At 57.3% G+C, this 25,150-nt stretch carries 9 protein-coding genes; 7 read left to right on the forward strand and 2 right to left on the reverse strand.

Annotation, left to right across the window (positions count from 1 at the left end):
• Window positions 1–94 precede the first annotated feature (94 nt).
• On the forward strand, window positions 95–451 hold the full coding sequence (locus CXF97_RS12700) for a hypothetical protein (protein ID WP_101158788.1): 357 nt from the start codon (window positions 95–97) through the stop codon (window positions 449–451).
• A 69-nt stretch (window positions 452–520) separates the two neighbouring features.
• Complete coding sequence (locus CXF97_RS12705; RefSeq protein WP_101158789.1) at window positions 521–1,015, forward strand: GreA/GreB family elongation factor; 495 nt, start codon at window positions 521–523, stop codon at window positions 1,013–1,015.
• On the opposite strand, the gene gdhA is transcribed toward CXF97_RS12705, so the two are convergent.
• A complete protein-coding gene (gene gdhA / locus CXF97_RS12710) occupies window positions 1,012–2,349 on the reverse strand; it encodes an NADP-specific glutamate dehydrogenase (RefSeq protein ID WP_101158790.1) in 1,338 nt (445 codons plus the stop codon). The two genes, CXF97_RS12705 and gdhA, sit on opposite strands and share 4 nt — an antisense overlap.
• Window positions 2,350–2,696: 347 nt before the next feature.
• Complete coding sequence (gene ettA / locus CXF97_RS12720; RefSeq protein WP_101158792.1) at window positions 2,697–4,388, reverse strand: energy-dependent translational throttle protein EttA; 1,692 nt, start codon at window positions 4,386–4,388, stop codon at window positions 2,697–2,699.
• Window positions 4,389–5,491: 1,103 nt separating this feature from the next.
• Between ettA and CXF97_RS12730 the strand changes: the two genes are divergently transcribed.
• From CXF97_RS12730 to morA, 5 genes are all read left to right on the forward strand, one after another.
• Window positions 5,492–9,919 carry a neuraminidase-like domain-containing protein gene (locus tag CXF97_RS12730; RefSeq protein ID WP_101158794.1) on the forward strand — a complete coding sequence of 1,476 codons (4,428 nt, stop codon included), beginning with the start codon at window positions 5,492–5,494 and terminating at the stop codon, window positions 9,917–9,919.
• Entirely contained in the window at window positions 9,909–12,959 is a 3,051-nt protein-coding gene (locus CXF97_RS12740) for a hypothetical protein (RefSeq protein ID WP_178081182.1), read from the forward strand. The genes CXF97_RS12730 and CXF97_RS12740 overlap by 11 nt, the downstream gene beginning before the upstream one ends.
• 307 nt (window positions 12,960–13,266) lie before the next feature.
• Window positions 13,267–17,904, forward strand: coding sequence for a SpvB/TcaC N-terminal domain-containing protein (locus tag CXF97_RS12745; RefSeq protein WP_101158797.1), 4,638 nt, complete (start codon window positions 13,267–13,269; stop codon window positions 17,902–17,904).
• 124 nt (window positions 17,905–18,028) lie between these two features.
• On the forward strand, window positions 18,029–20,872 hold the full coding sequence (locus CXF97_RS12750) for an RHS repeat-associated core domain-containing protein (RefSeq protein WP_101158798.1): 2,844 nt from the start codon (window positions 18,029–18,031) through the stop codon (window positions 20,870–20,872).
• Between the two features lie 395 nt (window positions 20,873–21,267).
• Window positions 21,268–25,116, forward strand: a complete 3,849-nt coding sequence (morA, locus tag CXF97_RS12755; RefSeq protein ID WP_101158799.1) for a cyclic di-GMP receptor MorA — start codon at window positions 21,268–21,270, stop codon at window positions 25,114–25,116.
• Window positions 25,117–25,150: the final 34 nt, after the last annotated feature.

Here is a 25,150-nt window from a genome sequence, read left to right on the forward strand (position 1 = left end):
TCTGCAACGAATTACTCACACGCCTTTCACCGTCACCTGACGAATTCCCTTCTAGACTTTCCTCATGAGCCGAAAACCGGCGTGGGAGAGTGCAATGTGGCGGTGTGCGGGTGTGCTGGGCGTGTTGCTGGTGCTTGGCGGTTGCCAGACCACCCGTGAAGATCTGATCGCCAAGGGTTACCCACCGGCGTTCGCCGACGGGTTCGATGACGGTTGCGTCAGCGGCCGGCAAGCCGCCGGTTCGATCAGCGGCGAATTTCGCAAGAACGTGCCGCGCTATCTCAAGGATCAGCAATACGCCGATGGCTGGGTCGACGGCTTCCGTCAATGTCAGGCGATGCTGGAAAACAAGAGCCGCGAAGACTATCGCAACGAACATTGGGACGAACGCGAGCGCGCCTGGCAGCAACAAAAGGATCAGGACACCGGGCGGGCCTATCGCTCGCAATAGGTCGCTTGCAGACATCCGTTGAAACCAAATGCCGGCGAGCATGGCCCAAATCCTTTAGAGGAGGACTTCATGAGTCGTGCATTCGTCAACGAAGACAACGCCGCCGCGCAGGCCGATCAGCCGGTCGAGCGCCAGGTGAGCACACAGCCCAATTACGTGACGCCGCAGGGCCTGGCGCAGTTGCAGGCGAAAGTCACCGAGCTGCAAGCCCGGCACGCCGAGCAAACGGCCAAAGGCGAGCAAGCCGACAAGCAACGGCTGGCGGATCTGCAACGCGATCTGCGTTATTTCACCCAACGTCTGAGCAGCGCCCAGGTGGCTGTTGCCGCGACCTCCACCGATAAGGTGCAGATCGGCAGCTGGGTCACTTATGCCGACGAGCACGACACCGAACACCGCGTGCAACTGGTCGGCGAGGACCAGGCCGACGCCAGTCAGGGCCTGATCAACTGGGCCTCACCGCTGGGCCGGGCCTTGCTCGGCGCCCGGCTCAACGATGAAGTGTTGTGGCAGCGGCCTGCAGGCGATCAACTGATTGAAGTGATCCGCATCGAACCGGCTTAAACCACGCCTTGCGCCAGCATCGCATCGGCGACTTTGACGAAGCCGGCAATGTTCGCGCCCTTGACGTAGTTGACCTGACCGTTGTCTTCGCCGTAATGCACGCAGGCGTGGTGAATCGACTGCATGATCGCGTGCAGCTTGCTGTCGACCTCGCCCGCCGTCCATAAGAGGCGCATGGCGTTCTGCGACATCTCCAGACCACTCACGGCCACGCCGCCGGCATTCGAAGCTTTGCCCGGCGCAAATAGAATGCCCGCCTCGATAAAGATATCCACTGCCTCCAGCGTGGTCGGCATGTTCGCGCCTTCGGCCACACAGACGCAGCCATTGCCCAGCAGCGTGCGCGCGGCTTCGGCGTCGAGTTCGTTCTGCGTCGCGCAGGGCAGCGCGATGTCGCACGGCAGCGACCATGGATGCTGCCCAGCGCGGAATTCCAGACCATGGGCGCTTGCCAACTCGCTGATGCGCCCGCGTTTGACGTTCTTCAGCTCCAACAGCGCCAGCCACTGTTCTTCGCTCAAGCCTGCTTCGCAATACAGCGTGCCCTCGGAGTCAGACAGAGAAATCACCTTGCCGCCCAGATCCATGACCTTGCGTGCCGCGTATTGCGCAACGTTACCGGAACCGGAAATCACCACCCGTTTGCCTTCCACGGTCTGGCCACGACGCTTGAGCATTTCTTCAGCGAAATACACGCAACCAAAACCCGTGGCCTCCGGGCGAATCAGACTGCCGCCGTAGGTCATGCCCTTGCCGGTGAGCACGCTGGTGAACTGATTGCTCAGGCGCTTGTACTGGCCAAAGAGGAAACCGATCTCTCGCGCACCGACACCGATATCACCGGCCGGCACGTCAACGTCGGCGCCGATGTGGCGGTACAACTCGCTCATGAACGCCTGGCAGAAACGCATGACCTCGGCGTCGCTCTTGCCTTTCGGATCGAAGTCCGAGCCGCCCTTGCCGCCGCCCATTGGCAGGGAGGTCAGCGAGTTCTTGAAGGTTTGTTCGAAGGCGAGGAATTTCAGCACACCGAGGTTCACTGACGGATGAAAACGCAAGCCGCCCTTGTACGGGCCGATGGCGCTGTTCATCTGGATGCGGAAACCGCGATTGACCTGGACCTTGCCCTGATCGTCGACCCATGAGACCCGGAACACCACCGCGCGCTCCGGCTCGCAAATGCGCTCGAGGATTCCTGAACTCAGATAGTGCGGATTGGCTTCAAGAAACGGCCACAGACTGCGCAGGACTTCTTCGACAGCCTGGTGAAATTCGGGCTGATCCGGGTCGCGTTTTTTCAAGCGTGCGAGAAAGGATTCGACGGATTCGATCATGGGCAAAGTCTCGGCAAATTTATTGTCGTTGGAAGAGATTGGGCCGGACTGTAACAAACGAGTTGCGCACAGGAACAGAGCAAAATGTCGCAGTTATGAAATTAAATGGTGCACAGGATATAAAACAGAACCTTTTTGAGCTGTACTTGCACCTGAACAGGGATGACATATCCGAGCCATGCACCAATAGTTACATCGCCTTCGCGAGCAAGCCCGCTCCCACAGGGAAATGCATTTCAAGTGTGGGCGCGGGCTTGCTCGCGAAAGGTGCGCGTCGGTCCCCCTGAAAAAACCCGGACAAAAAAAACGGAGCCCGAAGGCTCCGCTTTTTCTGCAACTAACCCGGATCAGGCCAGTTTCTTGTGACGAACCCGGTGAGGCTGGGCCGCTGCTTCGCCAAGACGCTTTTTGCGATCGGCTTCGTACTCTGTGTAGTTGCCTTCGAAGAACACCGCTTGCGAGTCGTCTTCGTACGCCAGGATGTGCGTGGCGACACGGTCAAGGAACCACCGATCGTGAGAGATCACAATCGCCGCGCCCGGGAAGTCCAGCAGCGCTTCTTCCAGCGAACGCAGGGTTTCCACGTCGAGGTCGTTGGACGGTTCGTCGAGCAGCAGGACGTTGCCGCCCTCCTTCAGGGTCAGTGCCAGGTGCAGTCGACCGCGCTCACCGCCGGACAAGTCCTTGACGAACTTCTGCTGATCGCCACCCTTGAAGTTGAAGCGGCCGACGTAAGTGCGCGACGGAATCTCGTAGTTGCCGATGCGGATCTGGTCGGATCCGTCGGAGATCTGCTGGAACACGGTCTTGCTGCCGTCCAGGTCTTCACGGCTCTGGTCGACGCAAGCCAATTGCACGGTTTCGCCGACTTCGATGGAGCCGGAATCCGGGGTTTCCTTGCCCATCAGCATGCGGAACAGGGTTGACTTACCGGCACCGTTACCACCGATCACGCCGACGATGGCGCCCTTTGGCATCGAGAACGACAGGTTGTCGATCAGCACGCGATCGCCGTAGCCCTTGGTGACGTTCTTGAATTCGATGACCTTGTCGCCCAAGCGCGGACCGGCCGGGATGTAGATCTCGTTGGTTTCGCTGCGCTTCTGGAATTCCTGCGATTGCATCTCTTCGAAGCGTTGCAGACGAGCCTTGGATTTCGACTGGCGGGCCTTGGCGCCTTTGCGCACCCACTCCAGTTCTTCTTTCATCGCTTTTTCATGAGCCGACTGCTGCTTGGATTCCTGGGCCAGACGATCGGACTTGGCTTCGAGCCAGCCCGAATAGTTGCCCTCATAAGGAATGCCCGCGCCGCGGTCGAGTTCCAGAATCCAGCCGGCGACGTTGTCGAGGAAGTAGCGGTCGTGTGTGATCGCAACCACGGTGCCCGTGAAGTCATGGAGGAAATGCTCCAGCCACGCCACCGAATCGGCATCCAGGTGGTTGGTCGGTTCGTCGAGCAGCAGCATGTCCGGAGCGGAGAGCAGCAGACGGCACAGGGCGACACGACGTTTTTCACCACCGGACAGGTGTTCTACTTTTGCGTCCCAGGCCGGCAGACGCAGCGCATCGGCGGCGACTTCCAGTTGACGCTCAAGGTTGTGGCCGTCACTGGCCTGCAGGATCGCTTCGAGCTTGGCCTGTTCAGCGGCGAGCTTGTCGAAATCGGCGTCCGGGTCAGCGTAAGCGGCATAGACCTCGTCCAGACGCGCTTGCGCATCCTTGACCACGCTGACCGCTTCCTCGACCACTTCACGTACGGTCTTGGCAGGATCGAGCTGCGGCTCTTGCGGCAGGTAACCGATGTTCAGGTCTTGCATCGGACGTGCTTCACCTTCGAACTCGGTGTCGACGCCGGCCATGATTTTCAGCAGCGTGGATTTACCCGAGCCGTTGAGGCCGAGCACGCCGATCTTGGCGCCGGGGAAGAAGGACAGCGAAATGTTTTTGAGAATTTCCCGTTTCGGCGGAACAACCTTGCCCAGCCGATGCATGGTGAAGACGTAAGAACCTGTCTGTCCGTGCTTGTCACCTTTTGCCATTTTTAAAAACACCTATAAGTCAGATATTGTCGGGCGTTGCAGTGCTTTTCAGCACGCCATACAGAATGAATAGAGTTTCAGACCGGCTAAATTCGATTCGTTACTATACTTGAAAAAGTCAAGTTCTGGAGGCGGATCGTGGGCCACCCCTGGCTCTGCAATTCAAACCCCACGAGCGCGTGATGGAAAAGCACTCCAGACCTTGTCTACACCTACCGAGCCTACAAAAAGGGGCAGCCTGAAGCAAAGAACCATGCTTTTCTGCTGGTATCTCATCGACGCAATGATGGTAGCCCCCTCGCACCCGAGTTGGCACATGTTCAGCCACATGTGTTGCGCCACGATGCCGTCTTCACGCTCCTCGGGAGCCTGCACGAGGAGTTGGAAACACTTGCTCCCGAGGACAGCACGACAGAGGCTCAACAACCTGCATCCAGCCCCCCCACAGTCCGATGATGTGCCGGAAATATCTGGCGGCATATCACCGAGCGACAGTCAGCAGCATCAAATACCCAGCGAAAGCTGAACTTACAACTTGCGGTGCATTTTCACAGATCGAACAGGGTGATGAGTTCCTGATATGCGCATTAAATGACCGGGCACTCAGCCGAAAGCGGCGATTTAACTAGCATCCAACAAGCACACTAACTTCTCCACTTCTTTCTCCCGCCTTGATGCATACCCAATAAAACATATCCCCAGCAGTGCGCAACGACAATACATACAACCTTATACCCGAGGCATGTTTATTTATTTTTTGAGTAGCCCGTCTGAAGAACTCACACTTCCTTACGATCAAAACATGGCGCACGTCCGAAACCAGAGTGTAAGTTCGCAAACATCAAAACCGCCACCCCACAGCGAATACAACAACTTCGCACAGTGTTTTTTTTGTATTTGAAAGAGGAGATATGATAGTGAACTCGACCACTCTAAATAATTAAGCACTCCGGCAGCCCCGCAGAAACCCTAGTAACAATCAGACAGGCTAGTGGGAATCAAGACTTTCTTTGCTCAACTTTCCTGCTGCCCTTAATGCCGTAGTGCGCTGCATCAAGTATTGATCCAGCCACCGTCAAGTAACTATTCTAAAGGATAATTCTATGAGCCTTAACACCGTTACGCGAGTAAAGCTGTTGTCTCAGCGCGCGGAACTGGAGACTCTTGTCGAGCACACACAAGACTCCCCAGAAACTTTTCGTCAGCAGTTTTCGAACGAACTGCTTTCCAGTGAAGCCGATGAACTTTACCAGGCCGCCTGGGATGCGCGAGACACCGCAATAGTGCACGAAAAATGCCTGCTGACTCGATCGTCGCCATTGCTCCAAAATGCGGTAGCTCTCGGAGTGAAGACCCCACAGGGCGCGTTGCGCGACTACGAAGACCAGTTTGGCAACCGTGCCAGCCGCTATACATCACCCGGTTCGGTGTCTTCGATGTTCTCCCCTGCTGCGTATCTGACCACTCTCTATCGCAACGCTCGCAGGCTGTACCCAGATCAGTCGCCCTATCATATTGACTTCCGCCGCCCGGACCTGAAGGAATTGGCGCTGAGCCAGCACAACATGAACAAGGTGGTGCCGGCGCTGTCGTTGTCTAACGAAGTGCTGATGGCCCATGCCCGCGAGGCCCTGTCCTTGGATAGTGACAGTGCCGTATTAGATCACTTATCTACCTGGCGCCTGAGCAGCGGAACGCCGTATCACCACGCCTACTCCCGCCTGCGCCAGTGTCGGACACTCAAGGATGAAAAATTTGAGCAGTTGAACGCCAACCCGCAGGTGGCCGGGCTATTTTCTGGCCCGTCATCGGTAGGTATGGCGTTTGATATTTCACCCGAGCTGTACGCCATCCTGACGGAGGAAGTGACAGAGGAAAATGCGGAGGCGCTGTACGCGAAAAACTTTGGTGACCAGTTGCCAGAGGTAATGTTGGAGCCCGAGAACCTGCGCCGCTTTTATGGCCTGAGCGATGACGAAATTCGGTTGTTTCTCGATACAGCCAGCAGCGACTATGTTAACAACCTGCTGGAAGTCAGACTAGGTAACACCTTTTACCGTCTGGAGTGTCAGAGTGTGAGTCCCGACATTAACTTCGCCAGATTGTACCCGCAGGGAGATGGCAGTTATAAATTGCTGGTAAATAGAAAAAAAACAGGGGGCTCGTCACTCACTTGGCTTGAAGCTCAGGTTAGCGGTAAATCCATAGATGCGACAACTCGCACCCTCCCTCACTTGCAAGCTGGAGTGACGTACGAAGTAATCATTTCGCCAGATAAATTGGACTTGGGAAGGTTTGCATTTAATCTCCGCTTCACAAGTACGATCGGCGGCCATTCCGGCTTTATTGATAATGCATGGTACACCATCGATGTTGTATCTCCCGCCACCTATGCATTGAAGTTAAACAAGGCCGTTCGCCTGTGGCGAGCTACAGGCATTCATCCGCAGGCGCTACAGAATGTTGTCAACAGCGTAAACTCCAACAACATTACCGATGAAACGCTGCAACTACTAGTTCAAGTCCAGCGCTGTGTACAGCGTTATGGGATTAAGCCGGACGAAGCACTGAGCCTATGCGGTGGCCGGCTGTCCCTGTCCTCCCATGACGGCGCGCTCAGCCAATTCGACCAGCTATTTAATAATCCGCCAATCGGTGACACGGCGTTCGCCCCCTCTGGACTTCGGCTGAACCTGTCACCATCTAACACTCAGAACCTAGTTGAAAAAGCCACGTTGAAGCGAGCGCTGCAGGTCGATGCCGCTGGGCTATTCGTACTGTTGGGCATTTATGACAAGGATAACAGCGATGGCGTTATCGAATTAAACCTGCAGAATCTGTCCCGGATGTATTCGCTCAGCCGTTGGGCAAAGTTGCATGCGCTGAGTGTTTGCGAGCTGGGGCGGTTGCTGCAGTTTGCAGGTGCGCCAAGGCTTTTCGAGGCGAACTCAGAGCTCTGGATGTCTTGGTTACAGAGTGTTGACGCCTTGACGAGGTGGCTTAAAGCCCAGCAGTGGGCTGTGGCTGACCTGGGATTAATGCTCGATACTCCGCTCAATGAAAAGACGCCCGGCATCGTTAGCTTATTTGACGCGCTTAAAGAAGAAGCAACGAAAAAACCAGATGCTCTTGCTGAGGAGAAAGTGGCGCTGTTGGCGCCCCACGTCGCCGCTGCGTTTCAACTGCCGTCGGCAGACATCGCGGTTACTTTACTGGAGTGGGGGGACGGGCTGAAATCAGGAGGAATGGGGATTGCTGAGGTTTGGGCTGCCCTGAGTTCGAGCGAGCCCGAAATCCCCGAAACGGCCTTCGCTTTTATCCATGGCCTTCCCCAGTTGGCACTGATTTATCACGCTTCGGGCATCAGCCCACAAGCCTTTGCGCTGTTCGTGGCGACGCCTGAGCGGCTCCAGGGTGGCAGTGCCGTGGTGCTGCCACGCACCTTGAGCACCTTACAAGGGTTCTGCGGTTTTTCAACCTGGTTAAAAGGCCTGGGCGATGCCGCTACCCCCGTGCTCACGGCTTTTTTAGCTGACACCTTGGCGCCCGCCAAACTAGTAGATGCACTGAAATCAGACACCACAACGTTGGCGCAGGCTGCCGCGCAAGCGGTGAAGCATGGACAGGTGAGCAGTGCTACCAAGCTCGGCAACTGGGCAGAGCTGGACGCTGTACGTCAGTGGGTCGCGCTGAGCTCTGCCTTTGGTGTCACTCCGGTGAATATCAGCAACTGGATTGAACTGGAATATGCGCCGAATACAAAGGCAACTTGGGCAGAATGGGGCCTCGTCGCCGACGCGTTCGCGGCCGGCTTGAAGCCAGGCGAGACAGCGAGCGTTGAGCTTGCCCTTTCATCCTCTCTAAGCACCGCCCTGAGTGGGGTTCTGCTGAGTCCGGGTGGAAACCACTACGTGACACACGGTTCCCGCGAAGATCTCTACCAGTACCTGCTATGCGACAACCTGAATGGTCCGCAGGTGAGTACCTCCAGGATTGCTGAGGCCATTGTGAGCTTGCAAACCTTTATCCAGCGCACCTTGAGCTCGCCGGAGGGCGCGGTGGAAAAGTCCGAGCTCACCTCGCAGTTTTTCACAGACTGGGAGCGTTATAACCAGCGTTACAGCACTTGGGCCGGGACTGCGAAGCTTCTCTACTATCCGGAAAATTATATTGACCCAACCGTACGCCTGGGTCAGACCGAAATGATGGGGGAGATGCTACAGACGCTTGGCCAATCCCAACTGAACACCGATACGATTGGGGATGCGTTTCACACTTACTTGAACGGATTTGAGGAAGTCGCCAATCTTCGAGTTATCAGCGGCTATCACGATAACCTGAACGTTAACGAAGGCAAGAGTTACTTCATCGGCACCAACCAGAGCGAACCAAGAGACTTTTACTGGCGCAGTGCCGACGAGGGCAGACGCAGCGAGGAAGGGCAACTAGCGGCTAACGCATGGACCGACTGGCGCGAAGTGGGTTGCGCCCCACAACCGTGGGGAGACTGCATTCGCCCGGTAATATACAAGTCGCGCCTCTATCTCTGCTGGCTCGAACAACAGGATGTCACTCCGCCGAAAGAAAACGGCGACCCGGGCGAAAGTAAAAAATACCGCTACACGGTGAAGATGGCCTACCTGCGTTACGATGGCAACTGGAGTACACCGAACGCCATTGACGTCACAGCACAAATAAACGATTTGGAGTTGGGAGATGAACGCCCAGGCTTGTACTGCAGTAGTTTCCAGTCGGAGACGACGATGCCCGTACTGCTGTATAAAAAGCAGCCGAGCTATGCCGCCAACCAACCGGTGAAAGGACACCTGTTGTATATCTATGAAGACATGAGCTTTGCCCATCAATCTTATTTAACTACGCAGACGTTTGTTGAGTACATGAAGCATGAGTTGGACACCCCAGCGAAAGTTGTGATGAATAACACTTATGCTCAAGGTTTACAGGTGGATAGCGTACTGCGCGACAGGACGGGCACTAGTCTTACCTTTAACGTAACCGGGGAAGCTAGCAATATTGTTGTTGATGGAGGCGCAAGCGGCGATGCGAATGCGACCATTTCTTTGCTTCCTCAGCTTAACGTATCAGTCAATATAGTTGAAGATAGATTACGTGCATTGATCTCTGCCGTCCCCGAAATACGGAGCGCACATGAGTTTTACTTTTGTAAAGGCGTTTCACAATACGTGGCCATCGGCAGGACCAATGGATTTTTCTATGTTATTGCGAAAGGACATTACGGCAATCTTGGAAGAATGGGTGTCCGCTTTGCCGGATTCAGTAACGCCATCCTAATTGATAAGGAGCGAGAGTATCACTATCAAGATTTAAAGATTGGCGTATATAAAGATCCACACCCTCAACTGGATATTCCTCCAGGGAGTCAACATGACTTTAGCATTCAAGTTTTCGTCTTCGGGGGGGGGGTACAATGTTCTTTTGGTCGACACAACGACAGGCGGAAAATTACCCAACCCTTTACTGCCTATCCCTGCAGCAAGCGTGAGCATTGAATTTTTTGACGGAACGACAAGGACTCCTTTTTTGGCAAGTCAACATGTAGAGACGCTGCCCTCGTTTGACCCCGACAATGAAATGCACTACTCCTTTAAACCATTAACCAATATCCCGGTGAAGAAAGATTGGGGTGGCCGAAATGAACTGTTGATCGATGTATTTTTCAAAGTGGGCGGCGTGGATTTCGCCAAATACACTCTGCGCCTGTATCGCTCCGTCATAAATGCACAGAATGTCATCCGCCTGGGAACTACCACTGAAAACGCCCAATACATGGAAGTTGGGCCTTACCGCACCCGACTGAACACGCTGTTTGCGCGCCAGCTGGTTGAGCGGGCCTCTGCGGGTATCGACACTATTCTCAGTTATGAGACGCAGAATATTCAGGAACCGAAGTTGGGTCATGGCTTTTACACCACTCTGACCCTGCCCAAATATAATCCTGCCGTGCATGGGAATGAGCCATGGGTAAAAATCTATTACACCTATTTCTTCACCGCCGCAGATACCTATCCTGTCTGGAGCGGCAACCTCAGCCCTGATGCATTCACTCAGGTAACCTTATTTGTACCCCGCCCTGCAAATGGCTGGGCGCAAAGCACTAATGCACATTTGCAAGTTTCTTATAAAAATGACACTAACCCCGCGTTGGGTGGACACTCCGTTATGTTCCACTATGACGTGACTAATCACTCCGCAACTGCGCGTAGACCTGGAACCGTTGCACTTTCAAAGGACATCGTTGAAAGCGTGACCGTTCAAAATACGGTGCCAATGGACTTTGGCGGTGCCAATGCACTCTATTTCTGGGAACTGTTCTACTACACCCCGATGATGATGGCCCAGCGCCTTCTGCAGGAGCAGCAATTTACCCTGGCTGAGCAATGGCTGCGCTATGTCTGGAGCCCGTCTGGTTACGTGGTGCGCGGCAACCAAGAGGATCGTTTTTGGAATGTCCGCCCGTTGCAGGAAGACACTGGCTGGAACGACTCCCCGCTCAAAGCGCTGGACCCGGATGCCGTGGCGCAAAACGACCCGATGCACTACAAAGTGGCCACCTTCATGCGCGGCCTGGACTTGCTGATTGCCCGCGGCGATACCGCGTACCGAAAATTGGAGCGCGACTCCCTGGCGGAGGCGAAGGTGTGGTACAGCCAGGCACTGAATCTGTTGGGCGAGCAGTCATACATCGAGGATGATCTCGAATGGACCGAGCCTACTCTGGGGGATGCGAGCTCGGATGCCGCCGCCGCTCGTCACTTGGCCGTGCTGTGTCTGTTATGCGAGGGCAAAACCCGGGAACTGAAGGCAATGACATCGCCGAAAGTGGCCGGTGCAATCGAATTCCTGCCAGAAGCTAACGAGGTGATGCAGGGGTACTGGCTGACGCTTCGCCAGCGCATGTTCAACCTTCGACACAACCTGACTCTGGACGGTCAGCCACTACTGCTTCCGCTCTTCGCCAAGCCGGCCGATCCCAAAGCACTACTGAACGCTGCGGTGGCGGCTGAGAGTGGTGCCGGTGCAGGCCTCGCCCCGGTCGACCTTCCACTGTGGCGCTTTGAGCCGATGCTGGACAGCGCGCGTGGGCTGGTGAGCCAACTCATCCAGTTTGGCAACTCCGTACAGAATGTACTTGAACGCAAGGATGCGGAGTCGCTCACCGCCCTCCTGCAAAATCAGGGGTTCGAGCTGATGGCCAGCAGCATTCGCCTGCAGGAGGGTGTTCAGCAAGAGCTTGAGGCCGAAAAATCAATCCTGTCGCAGGCTTTAGCCAGCGCCCAGCAACGGCTTACCAGTTACACCCGCCTGTACGATGAAAACATCAACGCTCGCGAGCGTTCCGCTATGGACGCGTTAACAGCATCCCAGTCCATCGCAGCAGGAGCTAAAATTGCCCATATGTCAGCCGCGGCAGCTGATCTTGTGCCGAACATTTTTGGCTTTGCTGCCGGGGGCAGTAAGTATGGTGGCGTGGCCAACGCAGTAGGGATTGGTATCACTTTAGCGGCGGATGCCGCATCGATAGCCGGTACGCGCATTATGCAGGAGGAGGCTTACCGGCGCCGGCGCGAAGAGTGGGAAATCCAGCGCAACAATGCACAGGGCGAAGTCCTTCAGGTTGAGGCTCAATTGACAGCACTCGATGTGCGTCGTGAGTCCGCGCAGCTGCAAACAAACTACTTGAAAACGCAGCAGGGTCAGTTGCGGGCCGGACTGGATTTCCTGCAAAACAAGTTCAGCAACGTAGCACTCTATAGCTGGATGCGCGGCCGACTCGCCTCCATTTACTTTCAATTCTACGATTTGGCCGCCTCTCGTTGCCTGATGGCTGAGCGGGCCTGGCAGTGGGCAAGTGGTGAGAGTCGGACCTTTATTCGGGGCGGCGGCTGGCAAGGCACTTGGGCGGGGTTGACCTGTGGCGAAGGGCTGATGCTGAACCTGGCGCAACTTGAGGCCGCCTACATGAAGGGCTCCCGACGGGCGCTGGAAGTCACCCGCACCGTGTCGCTGGCAGAGCTCTACCGCAGTGACAAGTTGGCCGAAGAGGATCGATTCGAGCTGGCCAGCGCCGTATCAGCAATGATTGGCGGGGATAAAACCGAAGCGGGCAGTGTCGCAAACGGCATTCGCCTGGAGAACGGTGAACTGATTGCAACAGTGACACTGGCAGACCTGGAAATAGCTGGAGACTACCCGCAACAGTTGGGAGCTCAGCGGCGCATCAAACAGGTCAGCGTATCGCTCCCGGCACTACTGGGGCCGTACCAGGATATTCAGGCGGTGATGAACTACACCGGCGGGCAACAACCGCTGCCGCCAGGTTGTGAGCAAATGGCTATATCCCAAGGGATAAAAGATAGCGGGATGTTCACACCTGACTTTAACGACAGTCGCTGGCTGCCGTTTGAGGGGGCAAATGTTGCCGAAGGCAGTCTGGCACTGCGCTTCCCGCAGGCGAAGGGCAAGCAAGAGGATGTGCTGAAAACACTCAGCGACATCATCCTGCACGTCAACTACACCATCCTTCCTTAAAACAGCACCTGACTGGACTCGCCCTTCAAGGGCGGGTCCTTTGGAGAGTTTTTATGCGCGCGCCAGTTTTCACAGAATGCAACTCGTCGACAATCCGTCGGTACGACCCTCGAGTGACTGCCCCACCCCGAGCAATTCATCACGGGATTAATAATAGTCACCCATTCCATGTCATTGCCCCTGAGCACAAGACTGAACAAAAAGTTTATGCATCGTCCTTCCTCTCGCACAGGAATCACGTTGTCTTCGCCACGCAGCAACTGATCGACCTGCCTGACATCAGCCATCGACGTAAGGGAGGTTCGCTATGAACGTTCAGCAGCCACCGCTGATGCAAATCAACGCCCCCGCCCTGCCCAAGGGCGGCGGCGCAATCCAAAGCATTGGCAAGGGCTGGGGAGGCGTAGGCACCAGCGGTGCGGCGTCGCTGACGTTGCCTTTGCCGATTTCCCCTGGACGCGGCTTTGCGCCCGAGCTGAGCCTGGGCTACAGCAGCGATGTGGGCAACAGCCCGTTCGGGATTGGCTGGAGGATGACGGCCGATGCCATCACTCTGCGCACCACCAAGGGTGTGCCGACCTACGACGGCAATGACCAGGTGGTCGGCCCTGGCGGTGATGTGTGGATGCCCGAGCGGGGAAGCGACGGCGAGCCGATCTGCAGAACCGCAACTACCTACAACGGCGTGCCTCTGGATGCCGAGCACTCGGTGGTGCGTCATTGGCCGAGGGTCGAGGGCGAGTTCGCCTTGATCGAGCATTGGTCCACCGCGACCGACCCCGCAGGGTTCTGGTTGATCCACGGTGCCGATGGCAGTTTGCACAGTTACGGAACAAACAGAAACTCGCGCCAGGTCGACCCGAATGCGGACACGCATGTCGGCGTGTGGATGATTGACGAAAGCCTTAACACGCGAGGCGAGCACATCGTCTACGAGTACAAGGCCGAAATAGAGGCCCCCACGCCGCCGCAGTTGCGCGATTACCGCGCTCAGCGCTACCTCAAACGCGTGTGCTACGGCAATGAAAAGGCCCATCCGCATTTGTATTCATGGGTCGCCGATAGCTGGCAAGAGCAACACTGGCATTTTCACTTGGTGTTCGATTACGGCGAGCGCAGCACGGAGCTTGAGACCGCGCCCACCTTCGATGAAACGCAAGCGTGGTCCGAGCGCAGCGACCCGTTCTGGAACTACGCCTACGGTTTCGAACTGGGCACCCGGCGCCTGTGCCAGCAAGTGTTGATGTTTCATCACTTTGTCAAAGAGCTGGGAGCAACACCGGTACTGGTCCAGCGACTGCTGCTGGAACACCGGGCAAGCCCGCTGGGCTACAGTCACCTGACGGCCGCTCACGCCCAGGCCTATGACAGTCTGGGTCAGGTCGAGCACCGACCGCCGATGGAATTCAGTTACAACGCGTGCGAACTCGACCCGCAGCATCAGGGTTGGACCCGATTCCCGGACATGCCAGGGCTAAACGACGGTCAGCAATACCAGATGGTGGACCTGTACGGCGAAGGTATGCCAGGGATGCTGTGCCGTTATGACCAGGCCTGGTACTACCGTGAACCGTTGCGCAGCACGGCAGGAGGGGATGAGGTCGGTTACAGTGACTGGAAACGGCTGGAGCATCTACCCGTTGCCGACAGCAGTAAGCCAACTCACCAGGCGCTCACCGATCTGACCGGCGACGGTAAGCTTGACTGGGTGATCGCCCAGCCGGGAATGAGCGGCTTTTTCACTCTGGACCCGGACCGCAACTGGTCCAGCTTCGTGACTTTCGATGCGTTCCCCAGCGAGTTCTTCCACCCCATGGCGCGCATGGCCGACCTGGTTGGTGACGGTCTGAACGACATGGCGCTGATCGGCACCCGCAGCGTGCGCCTGTACGCCAACCGCCGCGAGGCTGGGTTCGCCAACGGCATTGAGGTGCCTCATCTGGATAAAACGGCCGCGGAGGATAACGATGACCTGCCGCTGCTGAGCAACACGCCGACCGAACTGGTGGCTTTTGCCGATCTGCTCGGCAGTGGGCAACAGCATCTGGTGCGGATCCGTCACAACGAAGTCAAATGCTGGCCGAACCTGGGTCGTGGGCGTTTTGGCAGGGGTTTTGTGTTGTGTGCATTGCCGTTTGATCACGCCGAATTCAATGCCTCACAGGTACTCCTGGCCGATCTCGACGGCTCGGGCGCGGCTGATCTGATCTATCTGGAATCCGATCGCCTTCGGGTGTTCATGAACCATGCCGGTAATGGTTACGAGCAGACATCTATCGACCTGTCCTGGCCCGAAGGCGTGCACTACGACCGGTTCTGCGAGGTCAGCACCGCCGACCTGCAAGGGTTGGGCTGCTCCAGCCTGATTGTGACGGTGCCCCACATGGCACCACAGCACTGGCGCTACGACTTCGTCAAGGCCAAGCCCTATCTGGTTAATGGAACCTGCAACAATATGGGTTCCAGCAGCAGCGTGACCTACCGCAGTTCGGCCCAGGAATGGCTTGACGAGAAGCAGGAGCAGATCGACGTCGGAGTGCAAAAGCCCGTGTCCCGACTGCCGTTCGCCATGCACCTGGTAAGCCAGCAAACCCAACTCGATGAGATCACTGGCAACCGGCTGACTCAGGGCTTTACCTACCGAGGCGGTTATTACGATCGCTTCGAGCGAGAGTTCCGCGGCTTTGGCCTGCTGATGCAGACTGACACCGAGGGGACACCGGTTGAGCGCTCGAGCGCGGGTTTCACCGCACCGATCCTGAGCAAGACCTGGTTTCATACAGGTGAGGCCATCGACGCGTCGAGGGACGGTTACTACGCTCGCGATCGGTTGGCTGTTCCCCTGAAGCCCACGTTGCTGGAGCACTACGATTTCAGTGATCGCACAGCGCGAGCACTCGCCGCACCTGACGAAGACACCGCCCGTGAAATCGCCCGCAGCCTGAGCGGTCGGGTAATGCGCTCGGAGGTTTATGCAGCGGACGGTGTTCCGGCCACTGCCGTGCCCTACGAGGTGCAGGAAAACCGCTACGCAGTAAGGTTGTTGCGCCTCAAAGGTGACCATCAGCCTTACGCGGTACTTCAGCCCATGGACCTGGAGTCAATCAGTTACCAATATGAGCCGCACATCGACGATGACCCGCTCTGCGAGCACAGCCTCAACCTGCAATGGGATGAATACGGCAGCGTCGTCCACGCGATGACCGTGAACTACGCTCGACGTAAAAACCTCGCCGATACGCCGCCGTCCTTCAGCGATGAGTATCAGAAAGCCTGGTGGGAGGACGCCCATGACCCTGCTCAACAATGTTGGTACCTGACGCAAACCAAGGCCCTGCATATCCACCATCTGGATGTTGAGGAAAAAGAACCGGACCTGGAGGCTTGGCACCTGGGCTTGCCTTACCAGCAGCGCAGCAACGCCCTGGTGCTGGAAAAGAACCAACTGAACCCCGACGCGATCAATCACGAGAACGTCCTCGAATGGAGCAAGGACGATGGCGAGTGGGCGAAGCAATCGGTGCTGAGCAGTCTGTCTTTGCAGCACTACATGGACCCTGTCAGCGGTCAGACACTGGCGCAGGGCAAAGCGACTTTCGAAGGTTTACCCGCCCATGTGGAAATGGCGGAGCTGGATGAGGTCGCCCTGAGTGCTTACGACACGCTCAAGGACAAGGAGGGCAATATGCCCTTCAACCTGAAAGAAAAGCTCGAATCGCCCGAGGTCGGTTACCGGATCATGAAGCGGTTCCTGCCCGAGGTGGAAAACGAAGCGGCTCCGGACTCCGTGGATGCGAAAGACTATTTGTGGTCCGTACACCGGGGTTTCCCCACTTACCATGGGCTGGACGGCTTTTATAACGTCGAAACGTACAAGGAGACCCAAAATCAGGGTGAAACCCGGCTGACCTACGACGAGTACGGGTGCCTGACCACCGCTGTCACCCTGCCGGATGGTTGTACCACCCAAATCCTTGACATCGATTACCGGTCGTTTCTGCCGGCGGCCATCGAGGATGCCAATCGTAATATTCAGGAAGCTCGTTACAGCGCGTTCGGCGAACCGTTGGTAACCAGTTTCTACGGCACAGAACAGGGAGAGCCGGTGGGTTTCCACTCCCTTCGTGTCTACTTGCCCCCGGATGACCGCAACCCCGCTACCGCCATTGCCGATCCGAAAGCCGCCATCGGTCATTTCGCCAGCGCCAGTTTCTGGGACACCTTCTGCTGGATGGGCCGGATCTCCCAGACCTCGCCGCCGACCCAGGAGTGGACCACATGGGCCAGACGCGAAGGATTTATCCTGCCCAGTGGACACCTCTGCGCCAGAGCCCGGCAGCATATCTGCGACCTGGAGAATCTCGGCCCGAACGAGCGGATCCTGAAGGAGCACATCGACGCATCACACCGTGAGCCCGTTCACGCCGTCACGCTATTGGCCGACCGCTACCCCGGCGATGCCGAGATGCAGGTGCGGGTGAGCATCGCGTACCTCGACGGTTTCGGCCGGGTGCTGCAAACCAAGGTGGAGGTCGAACCGGGCAAGGCCTGGCGGGTCGATGCGAAGGGTTATCTGATTCTCAATCCCGACGGCACGCCGCAAGAGGATGAAGTGCCACGCCGCTGGTGGGTAAGCGAGCCGGTCGAGCACAACAACAAGGGCGAAAAGGTACGTATCTATCGGCCGTACTTTGCCGATGGCTGGGGCTACATCAATGATCAATCGATGCGCAAGCACGCCTGTCACGACCAGCAGTTTTACGACGCGGCAGGCCGCCCGACCGAGACCGTGCTGGCGAAAAAAATGCTGCAAGGCGACCTGCCAGAGTTGAAGCCGCTGCGCCGAGAGATGTGGTACTGGATCTGGTGCAACGTGGCCTTCGATGAAAATGATCTGTTTGAGCCGCCGTCCACGCAACAGAAAACGGGCAGGACATTCCATTGAAAACAGACATTTATTCACAGACCCCACAGCTGGTGGTTATCAACCACCGCGCCTTGCCGGTACGTCAGGTGACGCACTGCCGGCGGGACGTCAGCGAGCTTAACCGATTATTGGAGAGCACCTCATGAGTCCGACTATTCATCGTCATACTCCAACAGTGGCAGCCGTTGACGCTCGACGCCTGCCCGTGAGAGCCATTGCCTACTACCATCGCACCTTGTCCAAGAACCCTGCGCAGGCGCGAGTGAACCGACAAGCCTATGACGGCGCTGGCCGTGTTATCGCACAGTGGGATCCCCGACTTTGGGCCTTGGCGGAGACCGATGCAACGGTGCCGGCAAACCAGACTTCTGTGTACAGCTTGTCGGGCGAAATCTTGGCCAGCACCAGTGTCGACGCCGGGTGGCGGGTCAACCTGCCGACGGAGTCGGGCCGATCGCTGGGAAGTTGGGACAGTCGAGGCAGTCAGTCACGTTTTGAGTATGACGCCCTGTTGCGCCCGGTGGCGACGTTTGAGCAAGCCGCGGGCGAGAGCGAGCGCTGCGCGGAACGCTTGAGTTATGCCGACGCCAGTCCTGCGGCTGCGGCGAGTAATCTATGCGGCCAGTTGATCCGCCACGACGATCCTGCGGGCAGCCACAGAGTGCATGAAGCGAGCCTGAGTGGCGGCATCTTGCAGCAATCGCGACGTTTTTTATCCCAGGACACCTTACCGGACTGGCCGCAGGCGGAGAGTCAGCGAGATGAGCTGTTGGAGCCGGGTGGGGGCGCGGTGACGTGTCAGCAATACAGCGCGCTGGGGGACCCTCTTCAGCAGACCGATGCCAAGGGCCATCGGCAGCGTTTTGCTTATACCTCGGCCGGTCAATTGCACGGTACGTGGCTGCTACTCGCGGGCCAGGCTGAGTCGGATGAGCAAGTGCTGCTGTCGGCGATTCGCTACAACGCCTTCAACCAGGTCGAGACGGAAACCGCCGGCAACGGGGTGGTCACCACCACCCGCTACTCGCCTGTCGATGGTCGATTGGAGCACCTGCTCGCCCGTAAGGCCGACGGCACGTGCCTGCAGGACCTGACCTATACCTATGACCCGGTGGGCAATATCCTGAGTATTCGGGATGACGCTCAGTTGGTGCGTCACTTCAAAAACCAACGGATTGAGCCCGTCAGTACCTACTGCTATGACACCCTGTACCAGCTCATCGAAGCCACCGGTCGAGAGTCTGCCGCGGTGGCTCAGGGCATTGGTCTACCGAAGTTACAACCGACGTCGGATCCCAATCAGTTCACTAACTACACCCAGACCTTCAGCTACGACGCAGGCGGTAACCTGACCACCCAGCGCCATGTCGGTGCACAGTCTTATACCCGTGAGATGCAGGTGGCGGCTCACAGCAACCGTAGCGTGGTAAAAGACGAGGGCGACCTGGCCACGGCCTTCGACGCCAACGGCAATCTGCAACAGTTGCAACCGGGACAGGCGCTCAAATGGGACCTGCGCAATCAACTGCGCCAGGTGACTCCGGTGGAGCGGGCCGAGGCGGCCAACGACGACGAAGTGTATGTCTATGATGGCGGCGGCCAGCGGCTGCGGAAAATCCGCAGCACCCAGGCCCGGAGTGTGACGCACCGGGCCGAGGTGCGCTATCTGCCAGGCCTGGAGTTACGCACCAATACCGCCACCGGTGAAACCCTGCAAGTGATCAGTGTTTCTGCGGGGCGCAGCGGGGTTCGTGTACTGCACTGGGAGCCGGACCAAGGCCCGCCGGAGGGTATGGACAATAACCAATTGCGGTACAGTTTAAGCGACCATCTGGGTAGCTCCACTCTGGAGCTGGATCAGCAGGCCCGGCTGATCAGCCAGGAAGGTTTCTACCCGTATGGCGGTACCGCCTGGTGGACTGGGCGCAATGCCACCGAGGCCAGCTACAAGACCATTCGTTACTCAGGCAAGGAACGTGATGCCACTGGGTTGTATTACTATGGATTTCGCTATTACGCGCCGTGGTTGAATCGCTGGATCAATCCGGATCCGGCAGGAGACATTGATGGACTGAACTTGTATCGGATGGTCCGAAACAACCCAGTGACATTGAAAGATGCAATGGGTCTATCGCCAGATGATGAGGTTTATCACAAATACGAAGCTATAAAAAAAACGAGCATAATACTGTACGAAACCAGACAAGAAGCAGCTCAGTTTCTATACTCCAAAAAAGGCACCATCACATATGGTATTTTCGCTGCCGTAGTCAGGGAAGTCGCAGCTGATATTGGCGGCATAGCTGGAGGTATGATTGGCACACTCGCGGCTCCGGGGCCAGGAACTGTGGCCGGAGGTCTTATCGGAAAGGAAGGAACCAAAAAAATCATCCCCCCTTACAATCTCGTTCCAGACACTGCCATGTCAAAAAAAATAGAAGCAGCATCACAGTCAACTTCCCAAAAAATCAGTAGCTTCTTGACGCACACCTTTAGTGTGAAGAATCTAGTCACAACCTTTACAGAAAAAGGTGCTGATAAAGCTCTGAATTATGGTCTGGGATTTGGGGTGGAAGCCGCTGCAAGTACCGCGATGCCTGTATCAGTTCCATTCATGGGTATTTCCAAAGGAATAAAAGAATTAAATCATGCAAAAAAAATCACAAAGCAAGATTTTATCCAAGAATTAATTTTAGCCATTGACTCTGCGGAAGCTTCAATTGAAAAAATTAATAGCGATATGAGTGAAGGCTTTAAGACGCATGGAAGACAGTTTAATTATCCTGGAGATCCTTTCAATGTTAATACATGGTCAGGGCCAAGTACCACTCGAGAGTTTGGAGTTCGAGTCAAGGATGGCGTCCATACAAAAACGTGGATAAGACAATCACGATATGAGCATTATTACGCCAAAGCCAAAACCGAGCTGGCAGGACTGAAAGCGCTCGTGAATACTCACTCGAAAGGCTTCACTTACAAGCTTTGAGATAAACAGCGCCGTTGAGGGGAGGGTCTAGATATCCAGACGCTTCTGATGTCCTCGCTGTTTGATGTGTAAAAACACCCACCGCTACTGCGAGCAACCAAGTGCTGCAGGATGCGAGCCTGAATGGCGGCATCTTGCAGCATTCGTAACGCTTTTTATCTCGGTACTGAAACCGTCGGTAACGGGGTGGCCACCACCTTAACGAGTATTTCCGAGCGCAGTAGTTTTAACAGTGTCTGGGCTCCGGCATAACCAACAGAGCTACCCAATGACCGAGGGCAGTCCAGCCGAGAGGGGCTGGCACTTCGCCACGAGTCAAGGCATGCTAGCCGCCCTTCGGGCGTCCGGCTTATAGTGCACGTCGCGCCAGTCCAGCCATATCGCAGGATCACAGCTTGACCAATGTCACTCCGCCAGCCTCTGTGAGCAGCACCCCACCGGCGCCCGGCTCGCCCTTGCGCGGGACATTGAAGGGGGCGCTGGCCACCCTCGTGCTGTTATTGCTCGCATTGCTGTTCTGGCAACTGCTCGATCAATTGCGCGAAACCCAGAAGAACCAGCGTCAGTACACCATCGATTACACCGCCGACCTCGCCGCTCAGGTCAGCCTGAACATGGCGCTGAACGCGCAAATCGCCCTCAATCTGCTACCGATCGTCGAACAACCACAATCGGCCGACGAACAGCAGATGTTGCTACGCAAACTGCAACGCTCGCTGCCCGATCTGCGCAGCATGGCCCTGCTCTCGCCCTCAGGCCGCATTATCAGTGACAGCGCCACCGACAGCTCCGACGCCGATTACCTGACCGAACTGGTGCGCCGCAGTCGCGCTCAGGCGCATTATTTCAGCAACGCCGATGACGGCTCGGTGGTGCATCTGCTGTTGCATCAGGCCAGCGGCAGCAGTCGCGGTTACTGGGCCTTGCGCCTGACGCCGACCTTCTTCGACTCGCTGACCAAACAGGACGCCACCGCCCTGCGCCCGTTGTGGCTGGTGGAAAACCGCCTCAATCACCAGATCATCAGCCGCGAAACTGGGCTGCCCTCGACCAAGGCTGGCGGGCTGACCCCCGACGATGTCGCCAACACTGTGCTGACCGTGCCGCTGAGCAGCAGCGACTGGCAATTGCGTGGGCTGTTCGACCGCCAGCGCGTACTGGAAGAATTGCTCCCGGCGTTCATCGGCAAATGCCTGCTCGGCCTGGCGTTCTCGATGTTGCCGGTGATCGCGCTGCTGAACATGCGCCGCCGCCAGCGTCAGGTGCACGAAGGCCGGCGGCGTTATCAGGATATTTTCGAAGGCACCGGCGTGGCCCTGTGCGTGCTTGACCTGTCCGGTCTCAAGCAGATGTTCGACAAGGCGCAGATCCAGACCAGCGACCAGCTCAAGGCCTGGCTCGACCAACCGCAGCAGCGCCAGCAACTTCTGCAGGAAATGCGCGTCACCGAAGTCAATCAGGTCGCCCTGCAACTGCTTGATGTGCATTCCTGCGACGAGGCCTGGCAATTGCTGATCGACGGCCGGCGCCACCCGCAATGTGCAATCGGCCAGCCGATCCTCGACGCCGTCCTGCAGCAGCAGAAGCAGCTGGAACTGGAAATCAAACTGCCCAACAGCAACGGTCGCGACCAGCACCTGTGGATGGTCCTGCGCCTGCCGAGCGAACAGGACGACTATAAAGCGGTGATCCTCAGCATCAACGACATCACCAGCCGCAAGCTGATCGAGCTGTCGCTGCTGGAGCGCGAAGGTTTCTGGTCGGACGTGGTGCGCACCGTGCCGGATCATCTGTATGTGCAGGACGTGATCAGCCAGCGGATGATTTTCAGCAACCACCACCTCGGCCAGACCCTCGGTTACAACCGCAGCGAACTGCATCAGATGGGCGAGTACTTCTGGGAAATCCTCCTGCACCCGGAAGACGCCGATGACTACCATCGCTCGCGGCAGTTGCAGCGTCACGCCGGTTACAGCCAGTTGCTGCAATGCCAGTTGCGCTTCCGCCATCGCGACGGCAAGTGGCGGCGTTTCGACATCCGTGAACAGGCGCTGGCGCGGGACAAGCACGATCAGGTCACGCGAATCATCGGCGTGGCCAAGGACATCACTGAACAGATCGAAGCCAGCGAATCGCTGCGTGACAGCGAGCAGCGCTACCGCATGCTCGCCGAAAGCATCAGCGATGTGATCTTCTCCACCGACAGCAAGCTCTCGCTGAACTACGTCAGCCCGTCGGTGCAGGCCGTGCTGGGTTACAACGCCGAGTGGATTTTTCAGAACGGCTGGCAATCGACGATCGCCAATCCGGGGCAACTGAACGGCATCTACGCGCTGATGGATCGCGTCAGCAAGGCCCTCGACAAACCCGAACAATTGACGCTGTTGCGCAGTCAGGTGCAGACGCAATTGTTCCTGTTCGATTGCCTGCGCGCCGATGGCCGGAAGATTCCGATCGAGCTGCGTCTGGTCCTGGTGTGGGACGAGCATGGCGCGTTTGAAGGCGTGCTCGGTGTCGGTCGCGACATCAGCCAGCAGCGCCGCGCCGAGAAAGACCTGCGCATGGCGGCCACGGTTTTCGAGCATTCGACTTCGGCCATCCTGATTACTGACCCGGCCGGCTATATCGTCCAGGCCAACGAAGCCTTCAGTCGGGTCAGCGGTTACACCGTTGGCGAAGTGCTCGACCAGTTGCCGAACATGCTCACCGTCGACGAGCAGCAGGACGCGCACCTGCGCTACGTGCTCAAGCAATTGCACGAGCACAGCACCTGGGAAGGCGAAGTGTGGATGAAGCGCCGTAACGGCGAGCATTACCCGGCGTGGGTCGGCATCACTGCCGTGCTCGACGACGAGGGCGATCTGGCCAGTTACGTGTGTTTCTTCAGCGACATCAGCGAGCGCAAGGCCAGCGAGCAGCGCATCCACCGCCTCGCCTATTACGACGCCCTCACCCACCTGCCGAACCGCACGCTGTTCCAGGACCGCCTGCACACCGCGCTGCAAGCGGCCGAGCGACAGAAGTCATGGGTGGTGCTGATGTTCCTCGATCTGGACCGCTTCAAACCGATCAACGACTCGCTCGGCCACGCTGCCGGCGACCGCATGCTCAAGGACATGGCCACGCGCCTGCTGGCCTGCGTCGGCGAAGACGACACCGTGGCGCGCATGGGTGGCGACGAATTTACCTTGCTGTTGCAGCATCGCTCCAGCCGCGAACTGGCGCTTAACCGGGCGATTCACGTCGCCGAGCAGATTCTCGCCAGCCTGGTGCGCCCCTTCGTGCTCGAGGGTCGCGAGTTTTTTGTCACCGCAAGTATCGGCATCGCGCTGAGCCCGCAGGACGGCAATGAACTCAGCCAGTTGATGAAGAACGCCGACACGGCGATGTACCACGCCAAGGAACGCGGCAAAAACAACTTCCAGTTCTACCAGGCCGACATGAACGCCAGTGCGCTGGAACGTCTGGAGCTGGAAAGCGATCTGCGCCATGCGCTGGAGCAGAACGAATTTGTCCTGTACTACCAGCCGCAGTTCAGCGGCGACGGCAAACGCCTGACCGGCGCCGAAGCTTTGCTGCGCTGGCGCCATCCGCGGCGTGGGCTGGTGCCGCCGGGAGATTTCATTCCGGTACTGGAAGAGCTTGGGCTGGTGGTGGACGTGGGTGATTGGGTAATCAGCGAGGCCTGCCGGCAGCTGAAAACCTGGCACCAGCAGCGCGTGCGGGTGCCGAAGGTCTCGGTGAACATTTCCGCACGGCAGTTCTCCGACGGCCAATTGGGCACGCGGATCGCTACGATCCTGCGCGAAACCGGTCTGCCGCCGGCATGCCTGGAACTGGAGCTGACCGAAAGTATCCTGATGCGTGAGGTCAGCGAGGCAATGCAGATTCTGGCCGGGCTGAAGAACCTCGGCCTGAGCATTGCGGTCGACGACTTCGGCACCGGTTATTCATCGCTGAACTACCTCAAGCAATTCCCGATCGACGTGCTGAAGATCGACCGCACCTTCGTCGACGGCCTGCCGTCCGGCGAACAGGACGCGCAGATTGCCCGCGCGATCATCGCCATGGCCCACAGCCTGAATCTGGCGGTGATCGCCGAGGGCGTGGAAACCCACGAGCAACTGGAATTCCTGCGTGAGCATGGCTGCGATGAGGTGCAGGGTTATCTGTTTGGTCGACCCATGCCGGCGGGACGGTTCGAGGCGCAGTTCAGCAATGATGCGCTGTTCATGTTCGACTGAAGATTTGCGGCGTGCCCGAAAAGATCGCAGCCTG

It is taken from the genome of Pseudomonas sp. Choline-02u-1 (genome assembly GCF_002836515.1).
GTDB lineage: Bacteria > Pseudomonadota > Gammaproteobacteria > Pseudomonadales > Pseudomonadaceae > Aquipseudomonas.

Coding starts and splice junctions, on each gene's coding strand:
- CXF97_RS12700 (WP_101158788.1), top strand. CDS start 95: ATGTGGCGGTGTGCGGGTGTGCTGGGCGTGTTGCTGGTGCTTGGCGGT.
- CXF97_RS12705 (WP_101158789.1), top strand. CDS start 521: ATGAGTCGTGCATTCGTCAACGAAGACAACGCCGCCGCGCAGGCCGAT.
- gdhA (WP_101158790.1), bottom strand. CDS start 2,349: ATGATCGAATCCGTCGAATCCTTTCTCGCACGCTTGAAAAAACGCGAC.
- ettA (WP_101158792.1), bottom strand. CDS start 4,388: ATGGCAAAAGGTGACAAGCACGGACAGACAGGTTCTTACGTCTTCACC.
- CXF97_RS12730 (WP_101158794.1), top strand. CDS start 5,492: ATGAGCCTTAACACCGTTACGCGAGTAAAGCTGTTGTCTCAGCGCGCG.
- CXF97_RS12745 (WP_101158797.1), top strand. CDS start 13,267: ATGAACGTTCAGCAGCCACCGCTGATGCAAATCAACGCCCCCGCCCTG.
- CXF97_RS12750 (WP_101158798.1), top strand. CDS start 18,029: ATGAGTCCGACTATTCATCGTCATACTCCAACAGTGGCAGCCGTTGAC.